Source organism: Qipengyuania aquimaris, from assembly GCF_020171965.1.
GTDB classification, from domain to species: Bacteria; Pseudomonadota; Alphaproteobacteria; order Sphingomonadales; family Sphingomonadaceae; genus Qipengyuania; species Qipengyuania aquimaris_A.
Genome location: NZ_JAIUZK010000002.1, coordinates 319,085 through 342,592 on the forward strand (window position 1 = coordinate 319,085; position 23,508 = coordinate 342,592).

General features: G+C 62.2%; 19 protein-coding genes and 1 tRNA gene. 15 read left to right on the forward strand and 5 right to left on the reverse strand.

Translation table 11 applies throughout. The features are described from left to right. Positions 1 to 13: 13 nt before the first annotated feature. Positions 14 to 2,062, reverse strand: coding sequence for a TonB-dependent receptor plug domain-containing protein (locus LCM24_RS09125; RefSeq protein WP_224803738.1), 2,049 nt, complete (start codon positions 2,060 to 2,062; stop codon positions 14 to 16). Here LCM24_RS09125 and LCM24_RS09130 point away from each other — a divergent pair. The 4 genes from LCM24_RS09130 (at position 2,061) to LCM24_RS09145 (ending at position 5,313) form a co-directional block, all read left to right on the forward strand. Further along, on the forward strand, positions 2,061 to 2,324 hold the full coding sequence (locus LCM24_RS09130; RefSeq protein WP_224803739.1) for a hypothetical protein: 264 nt from the start codon (positions 2,061 to 2,063) through the stop codon (positions 2,322 to 2,324). The genes LCM24_RS09125 and LCM24_RS09130 overlap by 2 nt on opposite strands. Then, entirely contained in the window at positions 2,321 to 3,034 is a 714-nt protein-coding gene (locus tag LCM24_RS09135; protein ID WP_090478160.1) for an ATP-dependent Clp protease proteolytic subunit, read from the forward strand. Before LCM24_RS09130 ends, LCM24_RS09135 begins: the two co-directional genes overlap by 4 nt. 191 nt (positions 3,035 to 3,225) lie before the next feature. Beyond that, complete coding sequence (gene clpX, locus LCM24_RS09140; RefSeq protein ID WP_090478163.1) at positions 3,226 to 4,491, forward strand: ATP-dependent Clp protease ATP-binding subunit ClpX; 1,266 nt, start codon at positions 3,226 to 3,228, stop codon at positions 4,489 to 4,491. Between the two features lie 147 nt (positions 4,492 to 4,638). Further along, on the forward strand, positions 4,639 to 5,313 hold the full coding sequence (locus tag LCM24_RS09145; protein WP_224803740.1) for a response regulator transcription factor: 675 nt from the start codon (positions 4,639 to 4,641) through the stop codon (positions 5,311 to 5,313). A 74-nt stretch (positions 5,314 to 5,387) separates the two neighbouring features. Here the strand turns inward: LCM24_RS09145 and LCM24_RS09150 are convergent, their stop codons facing one another. Then, a complete protein-coding gene (locus LCM24_RS09150; protein ID WP_224803741.1) occupies positions 5,388 to 8,141 on the reverse strand; it encodes a TonB-dependent receptor domain-containing protein in 2,754 nt (917 codons plus the stop codon). Positions 8,142 to 8,249: 108 nt separating this feature from the next. Further along, complete coding sequence (locus LCM24_RS09155) at positions 8,250 to 9,818, reverse strand: hypothetical protein (protein WP_224803742.1); 1,569 nt, start codon at positions 9,816 to 9,818, stop codon at positions 8,250 to 8,252. 265 nt (positions 9,819 to 10,083) lie between these two features. On the opposite strand from LCM24_RS09155, the gene LCM24_RS09160 reads away from it, so the two are divergent. The 10 genes from LCM24_RS09160 to LCM24_RS09205 all read left to right on the forward strand — a co-directional run bounded on the left by LCM24_RS09160 (position 10,084) and on the right by LCM24_RS09205 (position 21,602). Beyond that, complete coding sequence (locus LCM24_RS09160; protein WP_224803743.1) at positions 10,084 to 10,467, forward strand: hypothetical protein; 384 nt, start codon at positions 10,084 to 10,086, stop codon at positions 10,465 to 10,467. Positions 10,468 to 10,614: 147 nt separating this feature from the next. Beyond that, complete coding sequence (locus LCM24_RS09165) at positions 10,615 to 11,247, forward strand: lytic transglycosylase domain-containing protein (RefSeq protein ID WP_224803744.1); 633 nt, start codon at positions 10,615 to 10,617, stop codon at positions 11,245 to 11,247. A 6-nt stretch (positions 11,248 to 11,253) separates the two neighbouring features. Then, entirely contained in the window at positions 11,254 to 11,556 is a 303-nt protein-coding gene (locus LCM24_RS09170; protein WP_224803745.1) for a TrbC/VirB2 family protein, read from the forward strand. Position 11,557: 1 nt separating this feature from the next. Further along, the gene (locus LCM24_RS09175) at positions 11,558 to 11,842 is read left to right on the forward strand and encodes a type IV secretion system protein VirB3 (RefSeq protein ID WP_090478181.1); all 285 of its coding nucleotides are present in this window, start codon (positions 11,558 to 11,560) and stop codon (positions 11,840 to 11,842) included. After that, on the forward strand, positions 11,832 to 14,267 hold the full coding sequence (locus LCM24_RS09180) for a VirB4 family type IV secretion/conjugal transfer ATPase (protein WP_224803746.1): 2,436 nt from the start codon (positions 11,832 to 11,834) through the stop codon (positions 14,265 to 14,267). The genes LCM24_RS09175 and LCM24_RS09180 overlap by 11 nt, the downstream gene beginning before the upstream one ends. After that, a complete protein-coding gene (locus LCM24_RS09185) occupies positions 14,264 to 15,436 on the forward strand; it encodes a type IV secretion system protein (protein WP_224803747.1) in 1,173 nt (390 codons plus the stop codon). The genes LCM24_RS09180 and LCM24_RS09185 overlap by 4 nt, the downstream gene beginning before the upstream one ends. Beyond that, a complete protein-coding gene (locus LCM24_RS09190; RefSeq protein WP_224803748.1) occupies positions 15,433 to 16,206 on the forward strand; it encodes a TrbG/VirB9 family P-type conjugative transfer protein in 774 nt (257 codons plus the stop codon). Before LCM24_RS09185 ends, LCM24_RS09190 begins: the two co-directional genes overlap by 4 nt. After that, positions 16,206 to 17,339: a TrbI/VirB10 family protein gene (locus LCM24_RS09195; RefSeq protein WP_224804927.1), complete on the forward strand. Its 1,134-nt coding sequence runs from the start codon at positions 16,206 to 16,208 to the stop codon at positions 17,337 to 17,339. The genes LCM24_RS09190 and LCM24_RS09195 overlap by 1 nt, the downstream gene beginning before the upstream one ends. A gap of 15 nt (positions 17,340 to 17,354) precedes the next feature. Continuing rightward, on the forward strand, positions 17,355 to 18,383 hold the full coding sequence (gene virB11, locus LCM24_RS09200; protein ID WP_224803749.1) for a P-type DNA transfer ATPase VirB11: 1,029 nt from the start codon (positions 17,355 to 17,357) through the stop codon (positions 18,381 to 18,383). Positions 18,384 to 18,584: 201 nt separating this feature from the next. Then, positions 18,585 to 21,602 (forward strand): TonB-dependent receptor, encoded by a 3,018-nt coding sequence (locus tag LCM24_RS09205; RefSeq protein ID WP_224803750.1) that lies wholly within the window; start codon positions 18,585 to 18,587, stop codon positions 21,600 to 21,602. A 57-nt stretch (positions 21,603 to 21,659) separates the two neighbouring features. Here the strand turns inward: LCM24_RS09205 and LCM24_RS09210 are convergent, their stop codons facing one another. Beyond that, positions 21,660 to 22,376 (reverse strand): queuosine precursor transporter, encoded by a 717-nt coding sequence (locus tag LCM24_RS09210; protein WP_224803751.1) that lies wholly within the window; start codon positions 22,374 to 22,376, stop codon positions 21,660 to 21,662. A gap of 60 nt (positions 22,377 to 22,436) precedes the next feature. On the opposite strand from LCM24_RS09210, the gene LCM24_RS09215 reads away from it, so the two are divergent. Then, a tRNA-Arg gene (locus LCM24_RS09215) sits at positions 22,437 to 22,513 on the forward strand. A 5-nt stretch (positions 22,514 to 22,518) separates the two neighbouring features. Here LCM24_RS09215 and LCM24_RS09220 read toward each other — a convergent pair. Beyond that, on the reverse strand, positions 22,519 to 23,301 hold the full coding sequence (locus LCM24_RS09220; protein WP_224803752.1) for an NUDIX hydrolase: 783 nt from the start codon (positions 23,299 to 23,301) through the stop codon (positions 22,519 to 22,521). Positions 23,302 to 23,508: the final 207 nt, after the last annotated feature.

Genomic DNA, 23,508 nt, shown 5'->3' on the forward strand with positions numbered 1-23,508 from the left:
TTTGCAAATCTGGCTAGAAGTCCCCGCTGACTGAGAAACGGAAGATCGGGCCGATCCGGCGGTCGACTTCCTCGCTGAAGAGCACGTCGCCATCGGGCCGCGGACCATCAAATACGGTGCGCGAGAAGTAGTTTCGCGCGCCGAACGCGTTGCCGTAATTTGCCCGGACGGTGAGGCCGAACACGTCCTTGTTCTCGATGAAGAAGTTGGCAAAGGTGGGTCCTTCCCATCCGCGTCCGATCTCGAACCTGCGCGAATAGCCCGCAGGATTGTTCGAGAACAAACTCACCCCATAAGCCCAGTCAGTGCGGGGCAAGTCGTGTCGGAAATCGACGTCGATCATGTCGATAAGGTCGTAGGAAAAGGGGCGATCTTCACCCGTGAAGGGGTCCGTCACGCTCATCCAGCGCTTCACCGCGTCGAAATCGATGCGGGCACCGGGTATGCCGAGCGGGTCGAGGTTGAGGGTCCCCGACAATTCGAGGTGCAGGCGGTCAGCGCTGCCGATGTTTCCGCGCGCCTCTCCGCCATCCTCAAGCGGGAACCAGTCGATGAAATCCTCGAACCAGCCTTGGCGCGCTTCGAATTTGACCGAGCCCCATTTCCCGAGACCCTTGTTGACCTCAAGCTCGAGATCCCAGCTCTGGTAGGGCACCAGCTCGTTATTGCCGCCGTTCTCGTTCTCGTCGTTGAGCGAGACGCTGGCGAGAAAATCGCCGAACGACAGCTGGCTGACACGGCGTGCCGCGGTTAGCGATATGTCGAGATCGTCCTCGGGTTTCCATGTCAGGGCAAGCGAACCCTTGGGGCGCTTGAAGTTGCGTGAGTTCGCAGCTGCGCCGGTCTGCTCGATAGTCGAGAATTCGGCCGATGCGATCGCTTGCAGGGAAAGCGTCGGGGACAAGCTCTTGGAATAGCTTAGCGACCCCTCGTAGCGATCCTCGCTTACACCGCCATTGCCACCGGGGAAGGGGATGGGTTCGAATTCGCCGCCGGGGCCAAGTGTGAACAGCGCCGAGACCCGGTCGAGGCGGTTGAATGCCGCTTCGCCGGATAGTTGCCAGTCCGCATCCCACATCGACCAGCCATATTCGAAGCGACCGATCCGTTCGCCTTCACCATTCGTCTGGTGATAGCGCGACCCGTTCGAAGGCGTGTCGTCGTCGAAAGTATCGATTAGGTCGTTGGTGAAGTTGTCGCGCTCGAAGCGTTCCAGCGCGATGAGCTTCAGACGGCCGGGGCCAAGCGGGAACTCGATGTCTCCGCCGATCTCATATTCCGGGCCATCCTCTTTGACGCGCACGTCGCGAAACCGCATCGGTCCGATAACCGGCGTGCCGGTTTCCGGCACATTGCGGAACAGGAAATCCTCGCCGTAGCTGAGATTGAGGTTGGCAGTGACATCCTCGCTGAAATTGTAGGTGAAATTCGTCGACAGCTTGGGGTTGTCGTAGCCGCCAGAGAACTTCGATACCTGCTCCTCGATCAGGGACCCGTCCGCGCCAAACACGAGGGTGGGGCCGTCCGCGCCGAAGCGATTGTTGTCGTTGGAAAGGGAGACGGTGTAATCCAGTCGACCGCTGCTTCCCGACAGCGAGACTTCGCCTCCGAACAGTTGTGCCTCGGTATTGTAGGCGCGAAAGCCCGTGTTCCAGCGAAACTGGCCCGACGGTCCCGTGCTTTCGTAAATCACGTTGGCAACCAGGCCGGTAAGGCCTGGAATGTCGGCTGTGTTGCCGTCCACCAATTCGATCCGGATCACGTCGTCGGCAGGGATACGGGCCAGCTGGTCGCGCAGACTGTCCGACTTGCTGGAAAAACGCTCTCCGTTCACGATGACGTTCTGGTTGGCCTGGCCCAGGCCGCGTTGCCCGTTGTCATTACCGCCGGATATGCTGAAGCCGGGAATGCGACTGACCATGTCGAGCGCGTTGCGCGGGGCGAACTGTGTGAAAAAACCGGGTTCGAAAACGCGCGACCCGCTGGTTTGCGGGGCGGGTTCGCTCGGCGGCGCGGCAACATCGTCATCCGCCTCCTGGGCGATGGCAGGCGAGCCCAGCATGGCGATTGCCGCGCAACTGCACAGCGCTAAATATCTGTTCGACAAGGGTTTTGTTTTCCTCTCCATGCCTTTCGTTTACAAACGTAGGCGATGGGCGGAATGCGGCATCGACAAAGGACTCGCTACACCCGACGAACGGCGTTTTCGTCCGACGAACGGCTTGCCGTGTGCGGTAGTGGTGCGGGCCGTGGTTAAAACCCTTGAACATCGCGGCAGCTATCGCGACATAGACGCGAACCAATCGATACGAGGAATTTCATGATCAACCTGTTCGGCGACGATGCACACGGCACCCAAGGCCAGTTTACCCGCGATCCCGTGACGGGGGCGCTGGTGCCGACCGTGGTCGAACAATCGAGCCGCGGCGAGCGCGCTTTCGACATTTTCAGCCGCCTGCTGCGCGAACGCATCGTGTTCGTGACTGGCCAGGTCGAAGATACGATGGCTTCGCTCATCGTGGCGCAGCTGCTGTTCCTCGAAAGCGAAAACCCTTCCAAGCCGATCAGCATGTACATCAACTCGCCGGGCGGCGTGGTGACCGCCGGCATGGCGATCCATGACACCATGCAGTATATCAAGCCGCGCGTGTCGACGGTCTGCATCGGGCAGGCCGCTTCCATGGGCAGCTTCCTGCTGGCCGCGGGCGAGCCGGGCATGCGTATTGCGCTCCCCAATGCCCGCGTCATGGTGCACCAGCCTTCGGGCGGCGCACGCGGCATGGCATCGGACATCGAAATCCAGGCACGCGAGATCCTGCGCATCCGCAAGCGGATGAACGATCTCTATGTAAAATACACCGGCCAGAGCCTGACCGACATCGAAAAGGCGATGGATCGCGACACCTTCCTCGAAGCCGACGAAGCCATGAAATTCGGCATTGTCGACAAGGTCTTCGAGGCGCGTCCGGAAAACGAAGGCGACGACGAGCCCACCAAGGACGAAGACAAGGGTTCGGGCGGCGCGCCTGAATAAACAGTGCTAATCGGCGCGGGATTTTCCGTCCCGCCGCCGGACTGTTGCGAAATTGTCGTAGGAATTGAGCAACCTTGCCGCTTCAGCTTGTGGCAAGGGGATGGAATTACCTAGGATATTGACCCAATCCCGCACCGGCCTAGAGTCGGCGAATCCCAGTCTGTGGGCGGATCAGCGGGGCAGAGCAGGAAATGACCAAGTTGAGCGGAACCGATAGCAAATCCACGCTGTACTGCAGCTTCTGCGGAAAATCGCAGCACGAAGTTCGCAAGCTGATCGCGGGCCCGACCGTTTTCATCTGCGATGAATGCGTGGAATTGTGCAACGACATCATCCGCGAAGAAACCAAGGCCGGCATTTCGGGCAAGAAGGACGGCGACGTCCCGACCCCGTCGGAAATCTTCGCCACGTTGAACGATTACGTGATCGGCCAGGACCGCGCGAAGCGCGTCCTCTCGGTTGCCGTGCACAATCACTACAAGCGCCTGAAGCATGCCGGTAAGGCCGGTGATGTCGAACTGGCAAAGTCGAACATCCTGCTCGTCGGTCCCACCGGCTCGGGCAAGACGCTGCTGGCGCAGACGCTGGCGCGCACCTTCGATGTGCCCTTCACGATGGCCGATGCGACCACGCTGACCGAAGCAGGGTACGTGGGCGAGGATGTCGAGAACATCATTCTCAAGCTGCTGCAGTCTTCCGACTACAATGTCGAAAAGGCACAGCACGGCATCGTCTACATCGACGAAATCGACAAGATCACGCGCAAGGCGGAAAACCCCTCCATCACCCGCGACGTTTCGGGTGAGGGCGTGCAGCAGGCGCTGCTCAAGCTGATGGAAGGCACGACCGCCAGCGTTCCGCCGCAGGGCGGCCGCAAGCATCCGCAGCAGGAATTCCTGCAGGTCGACACCACGAACATCCTGTTCATCTGTGGCGGTGCTTTCGCAGGCCTGGAGAAGATCATCGCCGACCGCCTGCAGAAGCGTTCGATCGGCTTCGGCGCGCATGTCGCCGATCCGGACAAGCGCCGCGTGGGCGAGCTGCTCGAAAAGGGTGAGCCGGAAGATCTCCTGAAGTTCGGCCTCATCCCAGAATTTGTCGGCCGTCTCCCGGTGATCGCTACGCTGCGTGACCTCGATGTCGATGCTCTGGTGACCATCCTGACCGAGCCGAAGAACGCGCTGGTCAAGCAGTACCAGAAGCTGTTCGAGCTCGAAGATGTCGAACTGACATTCCAGGAAGACGCGCTGAAGACCGTTGCCGAGAAGGCGATCAAGCGCAAGACGGGAGCCCGCGGCCTTCGTTCGATCGTGGAAGGCATCCTCCTCGACACGATGTTCGACCTGCCCGATATGGACGGTGTCACCGAGATCGTGATCGATGCCGATGTCGTCGAAGGCAAGAAGGACCCGATCCAGGTCCACGGCGGGAAAAAGAAAAAGGAAGAGGCAGCCTAAGCCTCTCTCCCATATCGAGAAACATGACGGCGCCCGCTTCCGGACCGAAGGGGGCGCCGTTTTGTTACAGCCTGCGAAAACCGGTCATATGGCAGTCACATCCCGTCGCCATCACTCCTGAAATATTGGGGCTTAAGGACTTCGCGGGTGAGCGTAACCACTATCTTGATGACCGGCGAAGACGGGGACGTCTTCGGCGATTTCGACCATGGCGATGTGCAATATGTTTTCGGGCGCCTGACGCCTGCCGGGCCCGGACGCCTGATCGAGGGGCCGATCTGCGCCTTCATCGACTGGGTTCTCACGGACATGTCCGGTCTCGAAATGTGCCGCCGCCTGCGGGCCGATCCTCGTACATCTTCGGCCCATATCACGATGATCCTCGAAAGCTGCGATGCAGAAGACAAGCGGCGCGCGCTGGCTGCCGGGGCGGATGACTATATCGTTGGCCCGGTTGACCGCACCACGGTGCTCGATCGGGTACTGGCCTTGGGAACAGGGCGCTCGGGAACGGCAGCGCTCAAGACTTTTACCCTCGGCGAGCTGGAGATCGACATGGATGCGCTTCAGTCCCGCTGGGCGGACAAGCCCATATCGCTACGCCCGAACGAATTCCGCCTGCTGCGCTACTTCGCGGAAAATGCGGACCGCGTCCTTTCGCGCGACGACCTCATCGAGGGGCTCGGAAAGCAGGAACCGCCGATCGACGAAAGAACGGTGGACGTGTGGATCGGCCGCTTGCGCCGCGCCCTGCGCGCAGCAGGTGCGGGCGAACCCATCCGCACAGTCAGGTCGCTGGGTTACGTCTATGACAGCCACTGATCGGCGACCGGATAAGAGAAAAGGGCCGCCTCTCATATCGAGAAGCGGCCCTTTTCCGTTGGGAGCTGGCGTTCCTAGAATTTGAGCGAGGCACCGAGGCTGATGCTGCGGCCGACCTGATAGCTGTTCACGTCGATGCGTGTCTCGCCATTGGTCTGGAATTCCTCGTGATCGGTACCCGTCAGGTTGCGCGCTTCGAACTTGAGTTCAAGCTCGCTGCCGAGGAATTCGACGCCCTGGCGGGCCACAAAATCGAGCTGCAGTCCGGGCTCCTCGATGATGTCGGGCAGGGGGCCTGCACCACGGCTCGTCACACGTTCGCTGGCGTATTTCACCAGCACGGTGAACTGGCTGAGACGGTCGAGGTCTTCGAGGCCCAGTTGCAGGTTGACGATGTGATCCGACTGTCCGGTCAGCGGCACGCCGTCGTCGAAGAAATTCGTCGCCGGCTGGTCTGCGAACGGGAAGACGGAAGCGATGTCATCATCGGCAACGGAGATTTCCGATTGCGTGTAGGTGTAGTTGGCAATCGCGACGAAGCGCTTGCTGTCGAACCATTCGCCCAGATCGTAGAGATCGTAATTCCACTGGAACTCGACCTCACCGCCGTAAAGCTGCGCCTTGGGGGCGTTGGCGAAGCCTGAAATAATGTCGTTGTCCGAGAAGCTGGTGAAGACCTCGATCGGGTTCTCGATATCCTTGTAGAAGCCCGCCGCGCTGATGCGGCTGCCTGCGCCGAAGTAATATTCGAGGCGCGCCTCGGCATTGATCAGTTCGCTGTCGACCAGGCGAGGGTTGCCGTTGAACTGGCGGTTCGTTTCCGGATCGAAATAGGTCTGGAAGATCAGTTCGCGGAACTGGGGCCGTGCGATCGTCTTCGATGCGCTGGCGCGGAACTGCAGGTCATCGCTGATTTCCCAGGTTAGCGTACCGCCAGGCAGCCAGTAATCGTTCGAAAGCGAGGTGCCGCTGGTGGAGCCGAGAGGTTCCGCGAACACTTCGACAGCCTGCACGGATTGGTCCGCATCTTCGTAGCGAACGCCGATATCCAGCGCGACGACATCGAAGGGCGTGATCGCCAGCTTCGCATAGGCGGCGTGGATTTCCAGGTCGGCCGCAAAGGCCGGATCGGTCTGGGTTGTCTCGAAGATGTTGTATTCGAACGGGCCGATGCCTGCCGCTTCCTGTGCTTCGCGATCAAAGCCGAGAGCGATCAGTGCATCGCCCAGGAGATTGTCCGGGCGGAATGCGCCGAATGCGTCGGGATAGGCACTTGAGGCGCGGATATCGAACTCGCGCCGCGTCGAGAAACGGCTGGTGTCGGTGTAGGCGTAGCCCACGGTCGCGCTCAGCCAGTCGGCGAAGAAATAGCTGACATCGGCGCCGCCGTAATAGAGGTCTTCCTTGAGGTCGGAAAAGGCCACGATTGCGCCGCCGCGCTGCGGGTCGAGCGTGTTGAGGAAGACACCGCCGAGCGGGTCGTTCGCATTGTTGGTGCGGACATAGGTGAATTCGTACTCGAACGGAGCCTCGCGCTTGGTCTGGGCAAAGCCGCCGCGAAGGTCGATCGAGAGATCGCCGAACTCGAGTTCTGCAACACCCTGCGTATTGAACAGCTGGCGTTCGAACCACGAGGTGTCCTGGACGATTTCTTCGTCATCATCCTGGAAGTCGATGCCGCGGGCGAGCGAGGCGCGCTTCAGCGTATCGTGGATGAACAAATTGGTGAGGCGGAACTTGTGCTGTCCCACTTCCAGCCCGAAGCCGAGCATAGCGTTTGCGAGCATGCGGTTGTCGGTCACGAACTGGTCGAAATCGGTGTCGAGATCGAGCGCCTCGTTGACCGCCGTCTGGCGCGTGATGAAGCGGTTGCGCCATTTGTTGCTGAGCGATGCTGTGGCGATCACGCCGAACTGTCCGTCCTCGAACACATCGAACGCCGTGCCGGCCGTAATGCCGCCGGAGAAATTGACCGGCAGGTCGCCCTTCTGGAGAAGGATAAGGTTGGGATCGTTGAAATCGCCAAGGATACCCTGCAGGTCGACATCGTCGTCGCCGATACGCGCACCGCTGTCGAAGAAGCCCTGCAGCGCGTCGTAATTGGAAACCTTGCGGCGGCCGTTATCGAAACCGGTCCAGTCGTAGTCGCCGCCGTAGTAGGTGTAGCCCGGGCCGAAGGTCGTCTCGCTATCGCCGCTGATCGAAGCGGACACGGTGACGAAGCTTTCGGTCGGGATGGCGCGAGTGGTCAGATTGATCACGCCGCCGCCGAATTCGCCCGGGAAGTTCGCGGAATAAGTCTTCTGGACCAGGCTGGATGCGACAACGCTGGTTGGGAAGATGTCGAGCGGCACCACGCGGCTGAGCGGCTGCGGGGAGGGCAGGGGGAGGCCGTTGAGCAAGGCAAGCGAATAGCGATCGCCAAGGCCGCGGACGTAGACGAGACCGTTGCCCTGGGTCGACAGGCCGGTCACGCGGCCGAGCGCACCCGCGATATCGCCTTCGCCGGTACGGGCGATGCTTTCTGTATCGAGGACGGTGATGACCTGGCTGGAAGAGCGGGTCACGTCGCGCTGGCGCCGACCGGTGACGATGATCGAACCGCCGGGGACCGAAATGTCTGGCTGGGCCTGTTCTTCGACGTCGGAAATGTCGCCGGGAACGGTATTGTTCGCGTCGTCGATATCGTCGGTCAGCGCCTCATCCGGCACCTCTGCTTCTGTCGGTGGCGGGCCTTCGGCGCCGGTACTCTGCGCCAGAGCGGCTGCCGGGAAGGTGAGGGCGGTTGAAAGCAGGAGCAGCCCTGCCAGCTGCTTGCCAGTGGACATTTGATGACCCCCTTGAAGACTAGGTCGAAACAGGTGGAGGCGTTGGCCTCGAAAGAAGTGAGGGCGGGGACAGCGCGTGAATGCGCCGACCCCGCCCAGTTTGTGCGATCAGTTGTAGACCGGCAGGCTGTCGCAGCCCGACACGGCGTTATCGAACGTCACCGTCGCCGAGTTGCAGGTCCAGCCGTTCACCCAAGTATCGTTGCCCGGGAAGGCCGCGCCGATGTTGCTCGGCAGCTCGAAGAAGCTCGACCATACGGTCACATCGAAGACCGGCACGGCGTTTTCGTTCGAACCGTTCACGAACAGCATGGAAAGCGTGTTGATGAAGGCCGAGTTGTTGTTGGTGCCAGCGTCGAACACGGCGGCGATTTCGGCGTCGGTCGCGCCCGAGCTGTCACGGAACGGGTCCGAGCAGTCGAGGACCAGCGAGTCGAAAGCGACCGGACCGGCTTCGTCAGGGCCGGTGGTGCGGGTCAGCTCTTCCTGGCCATCGATGCGCAGGCAAGGCGTGTCGTTTGCCGAAACCACGACCGAGTTGGCAATGCGGTAGTCCGCAAAGCCGCGGATGCGGATGACCTGATCGTCGGCCTTCTGGTGAACGAAGGTCGCGTTCGAAATGCGCGTGTCCTGACGCGGTGTCGAATCGTTGAAGGCATTGTCGGAGTCGGCTTCGATGATCGTATCGCCGGCGCCCGGGCGCTGGATCGCGATCACATATTGCAGGTTTGCCTTCACACCGGTGTCGGTATCGATGCTGTCGTCTTCTGCGCCGACCACGATCATGTTCTTCACATTCACGCGTCCGCCGAAGAATTCGACGCCGTCATCCGAGCTGTTGTAGCTCATGATGTTTTCCAGCGTCGTGCCCGAACCGATGCCGCCAGTGGTCAGCGACTGAAGTTCGTTGTCGCCCGAAAGGACGAAGCCCGAATAGCGGATCTGGACGAACTTCATGCTGCCAGAGCTGTCGCCCGGGGTCGCACCGCCGAAGATGGCCGGATCGGCTGCACCTTCGACCTGGCGTTCGCAGTTGACGCTGCCCGGCGTAGCGCCCGAAGCGATGCAATCGGTGACCGGAGCGCGGCCCGAAAGGACGACGCCGCCCCACTGGCCCGACGAGTTCGCACCATTGATACCGATGACATTGTCGCGGCTGGTGAAGATGATCGGGCGGGTGGCCGTGCCGTTCGCCTGGATGGTGTTGCCGCGGTTGACGTTGAGGAAGCTCGAGCCCGAGGCATAGATGATCACGCCCGGCTCGATGGTCAGTTCAACGTCGGTATCCGAAAGACCGTCGCTCGCGTCGGGAGCGGGGCCACCGTCGGTGCCCACGTCGACGCGGCCGTTCATGCGATAGAGCAGGCCTTCGATATAAGGCAGGGTGATGCTGGCGTTGATGCGCGAGGGCAGCGTGCAGACGCGGTATTCGCCGGTCGGGCCCGTGATCGTGCCTTCATCGGTCAGACCCTGCGGGTCGCTGATCGTCGGGCAGCCGTTTGCCGGCGTCACGGTCGACGGCGGCGGCGTCGGGGTCGGGGTGGGAGCAGGCGTCGCCGGCGGATTGTTGATCGTGATGTTGCCGCCGGTGCCGGGCGAAACGATTTCGTCGGCGCCGCATGCGGACAGGGCGATGGCAGAGCAGCCCAGGACGAGCGAGCGATGGATATTGGTCACGGGTACGGTCCCCTCAAAAACCGGATGAGTCGGATGAATTTCGAATTGCGAATTCGTGATCGCGACTCGCCAGCTAGGAGCGGCGTGTGACAGTTTGTGACGCTTCGTGACCGTTATGTTGCACTTTCAACAGCTTTCACCGCCGACCGGTGCAGTCGCGGCGGATTTCGCCAGGCATTGCAGATTTGTGACAATGTTACGGTTTTGTTGCAGTCGCTGAAATCTTCGCTCAAAAAGCCACTCAAGAAAGAGTGGGAGAGAAAAGATGTCCTTCGCCGTCGCAGCAGCGCTTCTGGTCATGGGTAGCGGCCCGATCGAAGTCGTTTCCAACGCCGAGCCGAGCTATAATATCGGTTATGAAGAGCTGGTGGCCGGGGATCCCGCCGGTGCTCTCGAAGTGCTCGAAGCGCAGTCGGGCGCCGATGCGCAGGATCCGGCGCGGCTCATCAATCACGGGGTCGCTCTGGCGCGGCTCGGGCAGCATGAGGGCGCCCGTGAACGCTTCCAGCAGGCCGCCCGGCTGGATGATCGTTATCGCTTGGAGACCGCTGATGGATCATGGGTCGACTCGCGTGTGCTCGCGCGTCGCGGCCTGGCGATGATCGAGGAAGGACGCACCAGCGGCTTCGCATCGCTGGCCAGCCGCTAGGCCGACGGAACACCACCGAGACGCCCGCTTTCCTCTACGGAGAGCGGGCTTTTTCTTTGGGGAAAGAGTTTTCCCCAGGCATTCAGCTTCTTGTCACCCTCGTGTCATGTAAGGTCTTCAGAGGGGCCGCACGGAGGGTGTTCGACGATGATTCGTACACGATGGGTGCTCCACGCGATTTGCGTAGGCGGAGCATTCGCCGCTTTCCCGGTGAAGGCGGATGTCATGGAGATCGATGCTGACGGAGCGCGCTGGATAGCCGGCGAACGCGCCGCCACAGAAGCTGCGCCCGACCAGTTCATCATCCCGGCCGATGGCAATGAGCCGGTTCCCGAAGGGCTTGCCATCCCCGACCATGCCATCGCCGACCCCGCTGCGCATTCGGCGGGCGTGCCGGAAATCTACCGCGCCAAGATAGCCGAGCTTTCGCAGCGCTTCGACCTGTCGCAATCGCTCCTCGAGGCGATGGTCTGGCAGGAAAGCCGCTGGCGGCACGACGCCGTTTCGCCTGCCGGTGCCCAGGGCCTCGCACAGCTGATGCCCGCGACGGCCCGCGAACTGGGCGTGGATCCGCGCGATCCTTTCGCCAATCTCGAAGGCGGGGCGCGTTACCTGAGAGCGCAGCTGGATCGCTTCGACGGCGATTTGGAAAAAGCGCTCGCTGCCTACAACGCCGGTCCAGGACGCGTGGAGCGCGCAGGCGGCGTACCGCGCATTCGCGAAACACAACTTTACGTGGCCTCGATCATGGGCCGCCTTGCAGATCATTCACGGGAGTAATCCGACTTGAAATCGCTTGTTACCCGCTCGGCCGCACTGGCCATGTTGCTCTCGCCGAGCGCCGCTTTCGCGCAGGGCGCAGACCCTGCAGGCTCGGGCCCGATCGTCAATGCGCTGTCGTGGCTGCAGGGCACCTTGCTCGGCAATGTCGCGACCGCCGTCGCCGTCATGGCTGTCGCTGCCGTCGGCTTCATGATGCTGACCGGTCGCCTGAACTGGCGCTTTGGCGCAACCGTGATCATCGGCGTGTTCATCCTGTTCGGCGCGGCCTCGATCGTTGCCGGTATCCAGGGCGTGGCGGCAGGCTGACATGACCGCGCTCGTCCGCCACCCCGTCCATAAGGCGCTCACCCGGCCGCAGATGTTTGCCGGCGTGACGTTCAATTACTTCATCATCAACGGGGTGGTGACGACCGAGATATTCCTCATCACGGGCAGCTTCTGGGCGCTGTTCGCCGCGCTCGTTATGCATGGCGTGGGCTATTTCGCCTGCCTGCGCGAACCGCGGATTTTCGACCTCTGGATGACCAAGGTCAGCAAGTGCCCGCGCGTGAAGAATTACAAGCGCTGGGGGTGCAACAGCTATGCCGCGTGACCGTAAGTGGATCGGCCCCGCCTCGTGGAGCGCGCGGGAAGCGAAGGCGGGCGACCGCCTGCCGTATTCGCGCATGGTGGACGAAAATACCGTCCTGCTGCGCGATGGCAGCGTGATGACCGCAATCCAGGTCCCCGGACTGCTGTTCGAGACCGAGGATAGCGAGGCACTGAACGCCCATGCCGCGACGAGAGAGGTGGTGCTGCGTTCCACGCTCGACGCGCGCTTCGTGCTTTATCATCACGTCATCCGGCGCCGCGTTTCGATCGACCTCGAAGCGGAATTTCCCGATCCCATCAGCCGCCATATCGATGCGCGCTGGAAAGAGCGGCTTGGCTCGGGCCAGCTGTTCGTCAACGACCAGTTTATCACGCTGATCCGCCGTCCAGCACGCGGGAAGGCTGGTTGGGCCGAAAAGGTGTCCAAGCGCCTTAAAGGTCGCAAGGACCGGCTGGAAGCCGATCCCAAGGACCTGCGCAGCCTGCGTGCTGCAGCACAAGGGCTCATCGCTTCGCTGCAGGCCTACGGCGCAGTGCCGCTAGCCGATTATGTCGGCGCACAGGGCAATACCAATTCCGAAATGCTGGAGCTGCTTTCCGCGCTCTACAACGGCGAGATGCGCCCGGTGCGCAAGCCTGCGGACGACGTCGATATCGGACACATGCTCCCCTATCGCCGCGTCAGCTTCGGTCTCGACGCGATGGAACTGCGCGGATCCGGATCGCCCGATTTCGCAGCCATCCTGGGCCTCAAGGATTATCCGGAAGCGACCAGCCCGGGCCTGCTCGACGGCCTGCTGCGCCTGCCGTTCGAAATGGTCGTGTGCGAAAGCTATGCCCCGGCCGAGCGCCAGACCGCGCGCGAACGGATGGACTTGTCTATTCGGCGCCTGAAATCGGCCGACGAAGAGGCCATGGCCGAACGGGCCGACATGATGGCGGCACGTGATGCGCTGGGCAACGGGGCTGTGGGCTTCGGCGACCACCACCTCACCGTGATGGTGAAAGAGCGCGATCTCGCCCGCCTCGACGATGCGACAGCGGCATGCAGCGCAGCGCTTGCCGATACCGGGGCGATTGCGGTCCGCGAGGATACCAACCTCGAACCAGCTTTCTGGGGCCAGTTTCCGGGCAACGAGAGCTATCTCGTGCGCCGCGCCCTGATCTCCAGCGCGAATATGGCGAGCTTCGGTTCTCTGCATGGCTTTGCGCTCGGACAGGCGCAGGGCAATCACTGGGGCGATGCCGTCACCCTGCTGGAAACCACCAGCGCCACGCCGTTCTTTTTCAATTTCCATCACGGCGACCTTGGGAATTTTTCGGTCATCGGGCCGAGCGGCTCGGGCAAGACCGTGGTCATGAATTTCCTCGCCGCGCAGGCTCAGAAGTTCAAACCGCGCACCGTCCTTTTCGACAAGGACCGCGGCGCAGAACTGTTCGTGCGCGGCATCGGCGGACGCTACGACAGTATCCGCGCTGGCGAGCCGACCGGGTTCAATCCGCTGGGCCTGCCGGATACGCCGACCAACAAGGCGTTCCTGCGCGACTGGCTGGGTGTTTTGCTCGGCGCGAACGGTCCGGAAGAGGAAGCGACGATCGCCCACGCCGTCGATGCGGCCTATGCGAACGACCCTTCGCTTCGCCGCCTGCGGCATTTCAAGGAGCTGCTCTCCGGCAGCAAGCGGCCCCAGCCGGGCGATCTGGCAGACCGCCTGTCGGCCTGGATCGGCGAAGGCGAGAAGGCCTGGCTGTTTGACAATGCGGAAGACCGGCTGGACCTGTCCGCCCGGGTACTCGGTTTCGACATGACGGCGCTGCTGGAAAATCCTGCGCTGCGCACTCCGACGATGATGTACCTATTCCACCGGATCGAAGAGCGGCTGGACGGCAGCCCCACGATGATCCTGATCGACGAGGGCTGGAAGGCGCTGGACGACGAGGTCTTCGCTGCGCGCATCCGCGACTGGCTCAAGACGCTGCGCAAACGCAATGCGCTGGTCGGGTTCGCGACGCAATCCGCGCGCGATGCGCTGGAAAGCCGCATTTCGACGGCACTTGTCGAACAGACGGCCACCATGGTCTTCATGCCCAACAGCCGTGCGCGGGCCGAAGATTATTGCGACGGCTTCGGCCTCACCAGCCACGAATTGGCCCTGATCCGCAGCCTACCTGCCCACAGCCGCTGCTTCCTCGTGCGCCAGCCCGACGCAAGCGTGGTGGTCCGCCTCGACCTGTCCGGCGCCCCTGAAGTTCTCACGCTGTTGTCGGGCCGCGAAAGTTCGGTTCGCCGCCTCGACCTGCTTCGCGAAGCAATAGGCGATGCGCCCGCCGACTGGTTCCCCGCTTTGACGGGATCGGCATGGCCGGGCGGTGCGCAGGACAGCGCCCATAATGACGACATCCAGCTGGGACTTGCGGCAGAATGACAAGTGCAGCCTGCCAGCAAGCGACGGACCAGGTCGGCAACGGCGTCGCCGCCGCCCTGCGCGGTGTCGACTGCATGGCAGGCGAAGCGTCGGCCATGGCGTTCGGCCGCCTGTTTGCGCCGGGTGGGGCCCTTGGCACCACGCTGACGATCCTGCTGACGCTGTACATTGCGATTTTCGGCTTCCTCCTCCTGACGGGCAGGGCCAATATCGGCGTGCGCTCGCTTGTGCCGCGCATGATGACGCTAGGCCTGGTGTTGACCTTTGCCACAAGTTGGGTCGCCTACCAGAGCGTCGTCTGGAACCTGGCGGTGGGAACGCCCGACTACCTCGCAGGCGTCCTCACCGGCACGCAAGGATCGGCCACCGATACCTTCGCCCAGAAAATCGACGTGGTCTTCATCGCCATCCAGGAAGCGAGCGGCAGCAACACCGATTTCTCCGCATTCTCGCCGCAAGGGTTGATGTGGCTCGGCGCGATGCTTTTCATGCTCGGCACGGTCGGCCTCCTGGTTACGACCAAGATCGCACTTGGCATCCTTGTCGCAATCGGTCCGGTATTCGTGGTGCTGGCGCTATTCCACGGCACGCGCGGGCTATTCGTCGGCTGGCTCAAGGGCCTGGTGATGTGCGCTCTGGCGCCGCTGTTCGCGGTGCTGGGCGGGTCCATCATGCTCGAACTGTCGGTCCCGATCCTCTCGTCGATCACCGCAACGCCCGGCACCGTTCCGGCGCAGGCGGGCATGGCCTTCTTCATGATCGGCGCGGTACACGTCGCACTGATGGGGCTGGTCCTGAAGGTCGCAGGAGCCATGGTATCAGGCTGGACTGTTTTCGGCCTTGCGTCGGGCAAGTCCGAACGCGACGAGCAACCTGCAACCGCTCCCGCTCCTGCCGGGCAGCCGCACCTCGTTGCTGCGCAGGCCGCCACGCAGGCGAGCGAACAGGCGCGCCGGATCGATATTTCGGCAACAGCGACCGCTCCTGCCGCCAACGACGCTTCGGCCGCAGCCGGCAGCGTGCGCAACACCAAGGTCTATGCGACCGCTTCAGCAAATACTCAGGCAGGGTCAGCCACGACGGGACCCAGCCGGACCATGGGAATAGGCAGCCGGTTCAAGCCTGCGCCGACCCGCGGTCCAGCACCCTCAACGGAGAAATCGTCATGAAACGCGCAGCTCTGACCGCGCTTGTCCTTGCCCTGACCGCAACCCCGGCGCTGGCCGATGCGCGGCTGAAGCAGGTCATGTACGACGAATACTCCGTCGTCACCGTGCCCGGACGCGTCAACGTCCAGGCGAGTATCGTCTTCGGTGACGACGAGACTATCGAGAATGTCGCGATCGGCAATTCGGCGACCTGGCAGGTCACGCCCAACAAGCGTGCTAACATCCTCTTCGTCAAACCGCTGGAGCCGCGCGCCGCGACCAATCTGACCGTCGTCACCAGCAAGCGGACCTACCTGTTCGACCTCGTGGCATCTCCGACGGCCAAGCCTCTCTATGTTCTGCGCTTCGACTATCCGGTCGAGCCGGAAGATGACGTTGCCGACACGCAGCTGGCCGAAGCCGATGCGGCTACGACTGAGGGTGAAGTTGTTACCCAGACATTCGATCCGGCCGACATCAATCTCGCCTGGAGCGGCGAGGGCGAAGCCTCGCTCTTGCCCGACAGCGCTTTCGACGATGGACAAACCACCTATCTGAAGTGGCCTGCCGGGCGCGACGTGCCTGCTATCCTCGTTACCAACAGCAAGGGTGAGGAGGGGCCGGTGAATTACACCGTCAGTGGCAACACAATCGCCATCGATGGTGTACCGCGTGCGATCATCCTGCGCACCGGCGAACGCACGGCGACCCTGGTGAATACCGGTCCCGAACGTGCCTCTACGACCCAGCAGCGCGGCGATGCCGTGCTCGCCCAAAGGGAGACGAAGTGATGCGTCTTGCCATGCGCCTACCTGAGAAGAAACCCGGCGACAGCAGCGCGGCAAACGATTTCGATCCGCGCGATGAAACCGATGCGGAAGTTATCGACCTCGCCCAGCGCAATGCCTTCCCCGCCGTCGCCCGACCGGGCGGAAAGTCCGACGCGCTCGGCATGGTAGCAGGGATCGCGATCGTGGCAGGCCTGGGCGCCGTCACATTGTGGAGCATGAGCGCAGCCCGGATGCCCGAACCTCAGGGCATCGGCGGGCAGCAGGCACCGCAGCCCGCCGCAGCTCCCGCGAAAGCTGCACCGGCACCTGCGGTCGTTGTGGCACCTCCGACCGCCAACCAGCAGGCCGCGATGGCTGACCCTGCACCCGCGCCCGTGCTTGCCGCAGCGCCGCAGCCCATGGCCGGGCCCAATCCCTACAGCAATCCGACAATCGTCTTCGATGCTGGCAGTCCTGCCGTCACCGGACCGGCTGCCGCAATCGCCGCAGAGGCGGCCAGCGGTGGCGCAACGGCCAGCGGCAATTCAGCGACCGATTTTGCCAGCCGCGTGGGCGGCGTGGGCGGTGCGCCTGCGCAAGCCAAGGCGATGACCAATCCCTCGACGACCGTCACGCAAGGCACGCTGATTCCCGCGATCCTCGAAACCGCGATCGACACAAATGTCCCCGGTTTCGTGCGCGCTGTGGTCAGCCAGGACGTGCGCAGCTTCGATGGCAGCAAGGTGCTGGTTCCGCGCTCCAGCCGCCTGATCGGGCAATACCAGTCCGGAATGCAGAACGGCCAGAAACGCGCCTATGTCATCTGGACGCGCCTCATCCGGCCCGACGGGGCATCGGTGAACCTCGCCTCGCCAGCGATCGGTTTCGACGGCACGACCGGGCTCGAAGGCAAGGTCTCGGGCGCCGGTTTTTTCCAGCGCTTCGGGTCTGCCATGCTGCTTTCGGTGGTCGGCGGCCTCGGCACGCTTGCGACTGGCGGAGCCGGCGGCATCGTGCTTGGCGGGGCGAGCCAGTCGGCAGCTTCCACCGCTGCACAGCAGGACGGCCAGCGCGGCCCCACGGTGCGCGTAAAGATGGGAGAGCCTATCCGCATCTTTACCGCCCGCGATCTCGACTTCTCGAAGGTCAGCTGAGGGCCCCGATCGATCATGGCCGCGGATATCCACCCCATCCTTGCCGATCCCGATACGGACGAAGCACCGGTGATTGATGCCGCAAGCGAGCGGAGCGTCTACCTCGACGCCTATCTCAAGCCCTTCGCAGAGTGGCTTGAGCGCGACACGGTCACCGAGATTCTGGTCAATCGCCCGGGTGAGGTGTGGGTCGAAGATGCCGCTGCAGGCGGGATGCACAAGGTAGAGCGTCCCGACATCGACGACCGCCTGATCCAGCGCTTGGCGGAACAGGTGGCGCGGGTCAGCCACCAGGGCATCAACCGCGAGCACCCTTTGCTTGGCGCAACACTGCCTGATGGCGCGCGTATCCAGTTCTGCGGTCCGCCCGCTGCGCGCAAGCACTGGGCCATGGCCATTCGCCGTCATCGTCGGCTCGATCTCCCGCTCGATGCGTATGATGCAGGGCCGCTTGCACCGCGGGAAGAAGGACAGCTCCCCGATGCGCAGGCGGAGCCGATCGCTTTCCTGCGCGAAGCCGTGCGCCAGCGCCGCACAATCCTCGTTTCGGGTGGTACCAGCACGGGTAAGACCACCTTCCTCAATGCCATGCTTGGCGAAATTCCAAAGCAGGAGCGCGTCGTCCTCGTCGAGGATACGCCAGAGCTCAAGCTGCCGGGCGCGAACGGTGTCGGCCTGGTCGCAGTCAAAGGTGAGCTGGGCGAGGCCAAGGTTACCGCCAACGAGCTATTGCAGGCCGCCTTGCGGCTAAGGCCCGACCGGATCGTGCTGGGCGAGTTGCGCGGTGCGGAGAGCGTCAGCTTCCTGCGAGCCATCAACACGGGCCACCCGGGAAGCTTTTCGACCATCCATGCAAACAGCCTGCGCGGCGCTCTCGAGCAATTGGCGCTGATGGTCATGCAGACGGGAATCGGCCTCACGCGGCAAGACACGATTGCCTACGCCGCAAGCGTCATCGACGTGGTCGTGCAGCTCGAACGGAGCCCGGATGGGCGGCGAGGCATTGCGCAAATCGCCAGAAGCGAGGATTTGCTCGAAGCGTGACATTTTAGCGCTGAGGTGCCGTAAGGTCGCCATGCCGTAACGTCACCAAGTGAATTGCGAGTTTTCGCAGTCGCAACATATCCATCGCAAAATGCTGTTGCAGCGCAACAATCGTGCGCCGAACCTTGCTTGCATAGGATTTCATGATAGCTTTTCTCTTCTAGGCCGCCTCCAGAGCGGCCAGGGATGAGGAGAGGGATTATGAAGATCAGAGCAGGCCTTCTGGCCGGTATCTGTGCGGGTGCGCTCGCCGTTCCAGCCTATGCACAGGATGTCACTGGGGACGACAGCGAATCCGGCATCGCGGAAAATATCGACCCTTCGCGCGTCATTATCGTGACCGCGCAGCGCCAGGCACAGAGCCTGCAGGAAGTCCCGATCGCGGTCAGCGCCTTCGATGCCGAAGCGCTCGAAGCGCAGCAGATCGAGAACGCCAGCGATCTCCAGCTCACCTTGCCCAACGTTTCGTTCACCAAGTCCAACTTCACCAGCGCCAGCTTCACCATTCGCGGGATCGGCGACCTTTGCGTCGGCGTCACCTGCGATGCGGCGACCGCGATCCATGTCAACGGTTCTCCGCTGTTCGGTACCCGCCTGTTCGAAGCGGAATACTTCGATCTCGAACGTGTCGAGGTCCTGCGTGGCCCGCAAGGCACTCTGTTCGGCCGCAACGCAACCTCGGGCGTGGTCAACGTCGTCACCGCCAAGCCCGACCTATCGGGCTTCGGCGCTGCAGCAGAGTTCGAGTACGGCAATTTCGACAGCATTCGCGCCAAGGGCATGGTCAATGTGCCCATCGGCGACAGCATCGGCGTTCGCGTTGCCGGTTATTACCTCAATCGCGACGGCTATACCGAGAACCTCTACGACGGATCGAACATCGACGGGCGCGACATGTACGCCATTCGCGGTTCGCTCCGCTTCGAGCCCACCGCTTCCACCACCATCGACCTCATGGGCTTCTATTTCCACGAGGAAGATGATCGCCTGCGTATCCAGAAGCAGACCTGTCAGCGCGACCCGACCGGCGTGCTCGGCTGTCTCAACTCGCGGCGCGACTTTGACAGTGCCAATGCGAACGCAACCCTCGCATCGGTCCTGACCTCGGCGGAACTCTTCAGGATCCAGGGCCTTCCTGACTCGCTCGCCCTGGGCAGCGTCTATGGCCCCGATGGCTTCGCCAACTTCGACGAGCCCGACGATGTGCGCGTCGTGAATACGCCGTTCACGCCGGACTACTTTGCCGACGAACTGCAATTGCAGGCACATCTCGACCAGGACATCGGATCGATGAACCTGTCGCTGACGGGTATCTACCAGGAAACCACTGTCGACAGCCGCCAGGACTACAACCTCGGCGTTCTGGACCGCAGCGGATATGCAACCGGTCTCAACACGCTGCAGTTCTTCGCGGACAATGGCGTGCCGATCACAGATCCGGGAACGGGCGCAATCCTCGGCTTCATCCCGGGATCGAGCGCTTATTTCTCGCCGATTGCGGACGCCCTCATTCCCAACGGCCCGAATGGCCAGCTGTGTACGTCCGACAATGATGATGAAAATTTCGGGGTCTATGAAGGCAACTCGATCTGTTCGGACGCGCCGCTCAGCTTCGACAGGTCCGTCCAGTACCAGACCTCGTGGTCGGCAGAGGCGATCCTGTCGAGCGATCTCGACGGGCCGTTCAACTTCCTCATCGGCGGTATCTACGCCAAGTCGGAAGTGAGCGAGAACAGCTACTATGTGAACGCTTTCGGACTGGACTACGCCACAGGTATTCTCGGCACATTCGCCGCGTTTGCAAATACCGATCCAGTGACCGATGCGCCCGCACCGTTGCCGCCGTCCTATCTCGCGACGTCGATGTACCGGAACAATACGACGGACTTCTCGCTCGAGAGCTTCGGCATTTTCGGCGAAGTCTATTTCGACATCACGGACCGGCTGAAATTCACCGGCGGCCTGCGTTACAATGACGACAAGAAAACCGTCGAAGCGCGCACGACCCTGGCGAGTTTCCTGAACCCGTTTGCCAATACGGCAGATCCGTTCACATCGCCCTTCGTGGCCGGTTTCGATGCGGATCCGGGAACCGATGGCAACCAGTTGCTGCAGACCCGCGAAGTCTCCTTCAACGAGATTACCGGCCGCGCCGTGCTGGATTACGAGATCAGTCCGGACAACACTCTCTATTTCTCCTATTCGCGCGGTTACAAGTCGGGTGGTATCAACCCGCCGCTATCGCCGATCTTCGCGGTCGAGGAGAGTTTCGGGCCCGAGCAGATCGACGCTTTCGAAATCGGTTCGAAGAACACCTTCCTCGATGGCGCAGCGCAGGTGAACCTCACCGGCTTCTATTACGACTACAAGGGCCTCCAGCTCAGCCGCATCGTCGCGCGTACTTCGGTGAACGATACGATCGATGCAAAGATCTGGGGTCTTGAACTCGAAACGATCATTTCGCCGAGTTACAACTGGCTGATCAACATGAACCTCAGTTGGCTTAATGCCGAGGTTGCTGGCGACCAGTTCTTCTCCAATCCGCGTGACCCGGGTGGCGGCGATCCCGACGCCGTGATCATCAAGGATCTCGGCAATGGATCGCTCTGCGCGATCACCGGTTCGGGGGCAGATGCCTTCGTCAACTTCCTGAACCCGTTCTTCGGGCTTCAGGGGACGAGCGAATTCCCGGCTGACGGCGGTATCGCCTCCTCGGGCGCGTTCGGTATCTGCAGCATCTACGAAGCGGCAGCTGCAGGCGCTATCGGGCTGGTCAATCCCGACCTCGCGCCGCTGCAACCGGCGATCAACAGCTTCGGACCGCTGTCGGTCCTGAGCCCTGGTGTCGAGGTGAACCTGAAGGGTAACAAGCTGCCCCAGGCACCCGAATACAAGGCCTCGATCGGCGTCCAGTACACCGCCGAATTCGGCAGCGGTATGACGCTGGTGCCCCGCCTCGACATCGCGATGACGGGCGAGCAATACGGCAATGTGTTCAACGGGTCGGTCAATCGCATCGCTCCGTTCGTGCAGGCCAATGCGCAGGTACAGCTGAACTCTGCCGACGAGCGTTGGTATGTCCGGGCATTCGTCCAGAACATCTTCGACTCCAACTCGGTCACGGGTCTCTACCTAACCGACGCGTCGTCGGGTAACTTCACCAATATCTTCACTCTCGACCCGCGCCGTTATGGCGTTGCCGTCGGAGCGAAGTTCTAAGGCACCCTTTCAAAAGGGGGAGAGGGAGGGGCGGTCCATCGGGCCGCCCCTTTCGTATCAGGCGTCCTTGCCGGTGGTCGCGAAAGGCGAAAAGTCCGTATCCGTGTCGAACACCTCGACGCCTTCCGCCGCCTTCAGCTTTCCCACGACCAGGTAGGTAAAGGGAGTAAGCACGGCTTCCCAGACGACTTTCAGCAGCCAGTTCGTGACCATCACGATCAGCACGTCGCGCGTGTCCCAGACGCCAAGGAAGGCCACCGGATAGAAAATCGCGCTGTCCACCGCCTGCCCGAACACGGTCGAGCCGATAGTCCGGCTCCACAGCGCCTTGCCCTTGGTCCAGATTTTCATTCGCGCAAGGACGTAAGAGTTCACGAACTCCCCCGCCCAGAAGGCCATGATCGATGCCAGCACGATGCGCGGAACTTGCCCAAACACGCTCTCATAAGCCGCTTGCCCGTCCCAGCTCGCTGCCGGCGGCATGGCGACGACGGCCCAGCTCATGAAAGCCATGAAGATCAAGGCAGCGAAGCCGACCCAGATGACCCTGCGCGCCTTGGCATAGCCGTATACTTCGGTCAGCACGTCCCCGATTACATAGCTGATCGGGAAGAACAGGATGCCTGCACCAAAGGTGAAACCGGCGACCGTCGAAAGCTTCGCCGCGCCGATGACGTTCGACAGCAATAGCACTGCGACGAAGCTCGCCATGACGATGTCGAAATAGCGAAAGCGGCGGGGCGGGCTGGGGGCGGGTGTATCGGGCTTATCCATAGAGCGCTGCCTATCCCCGATTGGCGCACGCGCAAAGGCACGTTATGGGCTGAACCGCGCGCGCCCGTAGCTCATCTGGATAGAGCGCGAGACTTCTAATCTTGAGGCAGCAGGTTCGAGTCCTGCCGGGCGCGCCAATCCTTCAGCTTCGATTTGCGCTTGTCAGCTCTTCGCGGGTGACCGGGTATCCCAGATCGTCCGGGATGGTGAGGTAGGATCCGTCGGCCTCCTCGACCACTTCGGGTGTGATCACGCGAACCGGGGTTTGCCGGGCGTGGTCGCGGGCCTCGTCGAAGGTCGCGAATTGCGCCAGGCGCTCCAGGTTACGGCGCGTGGGGAAGATGAGCGAGATGTCGCCGCGCTCCGCCATGCGCAACGCTTCCGCTGCGCTCACCCAGAACAGGTGCGTGTTCTCGGTCGCATCGACTTCGATATCGACCGCACCCGTGCCGAGATCCGCCAAGTAGAACATGGTGTCGAAGATCCGGTTGTGCGCAAGTCCGAGCGGGAGCCAGCGGGCGAACGGGGTCAGCGCATCGAGGTCGAGCGCAAGGTCGAACGCTTCCAGAACAGGGCCCAGCGCACGCTTCTGGAGCAAGAGCTCCCGGGCAGACGCTGCGCGCTGCGCGTCCATTGCCCCCTTCAAGCCAAGGGCGAGACCGGTTTCTTCGAGCGTTTCGCGAATGGCCGCGATGCGGTGCGCGGTTTCCTCCGGATCGCCCGCAGGACCCGAGATTTCGGCGGCGAGCTCATAGTCTTCCGGATCGACCCTGCCCCCCGGAAATACGGCCATGCCCCCTGCAAAAGACATGGTGCGCGAACGGATCGTCATCAGGATCTCGGGTTCCGGCGCCGCACGTCCCTTGCGGAAAACCACCAATGTGGCCGCGGGGATTGGATCGGGTGTGTCGGCCTCGGCGTTCATTGGCTCAGGTTGTGCAGCGAGTACCACCGCTTGCCAAGCTATAACGGGCGGTGTGTCGGACTTTTTTACATAGTTGATAGACCGTGACGTGACGTTAACCATCGGAGTTCGCCGAAATCCTAGCAAGCGCGGTTTTGGCACGGGGCCTGCATATATGTGCGCATACTGTTTGGTCTTCGAGGGGCGGATCTTCCCTGGTTTCCGATC

Bases quoted from the DNA above. Each gene is read 5' to 3' on its own strand.
- LCM24_RS09130 (WP_224803739.1), top strand. From the start codon at position 2,061: ATGGCGATTGCCGCGCAACTGCACAGCGCTAAATATCTGTTCGACAAG.
- LCM24_RS09135 (WP_090478160.1), top strand. From the start codon at position 2,321: ATGATCAACCTGTTCGGCGACGATGCACACGGCACCCAAGGCCAGTTT.
- LCM24_RS09125 (WP_224803738.1), bottom strand. From the start codon at position 2,062: ATGCTGGGCTCGCCTGCCATCGCCCAGGAGGCGGATGACGATGTTGCC.
- LCM24_RS09175 (WP_090478181.1), top strand. From the start codon at position 11,558: ATGACCGCGCTCGTCCGCCACCCCGTCCATAAGGCGCTCACCCGGCCG.
- LCM24_RS09165 (WP_224803744.1), top strand. From the start codon at position 10,615: ATGATTCGTACACGATGGGTGCTCCACGCGATTTGCGTAGGCGGAGCA.
- LCM24_RS09210 (WP_224803751.1), bottom strand. From the start codon at position 22,376: ATGGATAAGCCCGATACACCCGCCCCCAGCCCGCCCCGCCGCTTTCGC.
- LCM24_RS09220 (WP_224803752.1), bottom strand. From the start codon at position 23,301: ATGAACGCCGAGGCCGACACACCCGATCCAATCCCCGCGGCCACATTG.
- virB11 (WP_224803749.1), top strand. From the start codon at position 17,355: ATGGCCGCGGATATCCACCCCATCCTTGCCGATCCCGATACGGACGAA.
- LCM24_RS09190 (WP_224803748.1), top strand. From the start codon at position 15,433: ATGAAACGCGCAGCTCTGACCGCGCTTGTCCTTGCCCTGACCGCAACC.
- LCM24_RS09195 (WP_224804927.1), top strand. From the start codon at position 16,206: ATGCGTCTTGCCATGCGCCTACCTGAGAAGAAACCCGGCGACAGCAGC.
- LCM24_RS09205 (WP_224803750.1), top strand. From the start codon at position 18,585: ATGAAGATCAGAGCAGGCCTTCTGGCCGGTATCTGTGCGGGTGCGCTC.
- LCM24_RS09150 (WP_224803741.1), bottom strand. From the start codon at position 8,141: ATGTCCACTGGCAAGCAGCTGGCAGGGCTGCTCCTGCTTTCAACCGCC.
- LCM24_RS09160 (WP_224803743.1), top strand. From the start codon at position 10,084: ATGTCCTTCGCCGTCGCAGCAGCGCTTCTGGTCATGGGTAGCGGCCCG.
- clpX (WP_090478163.1), top strand. From the start codon at position 3,226: ATGACCAAGTTGAGCGGAACCGATAGCAAATCCACGCTGTACTGCAGC.
- LCM24_RS09180 (WP_224803746.1), top strand. From the start codon at position 11,832: ATGCCGCGTGACCGTAAGTGGATCGGCCCCGCCTCGTGGAGCGCGCGG.
- LCM24_RS09185 (WP_224803747.1), top strand. From the start codon at position 14,264: ATGACAAGTGCAGCCTGCCAGCAAGCGACGGACCAGGTCGGCAACGGC.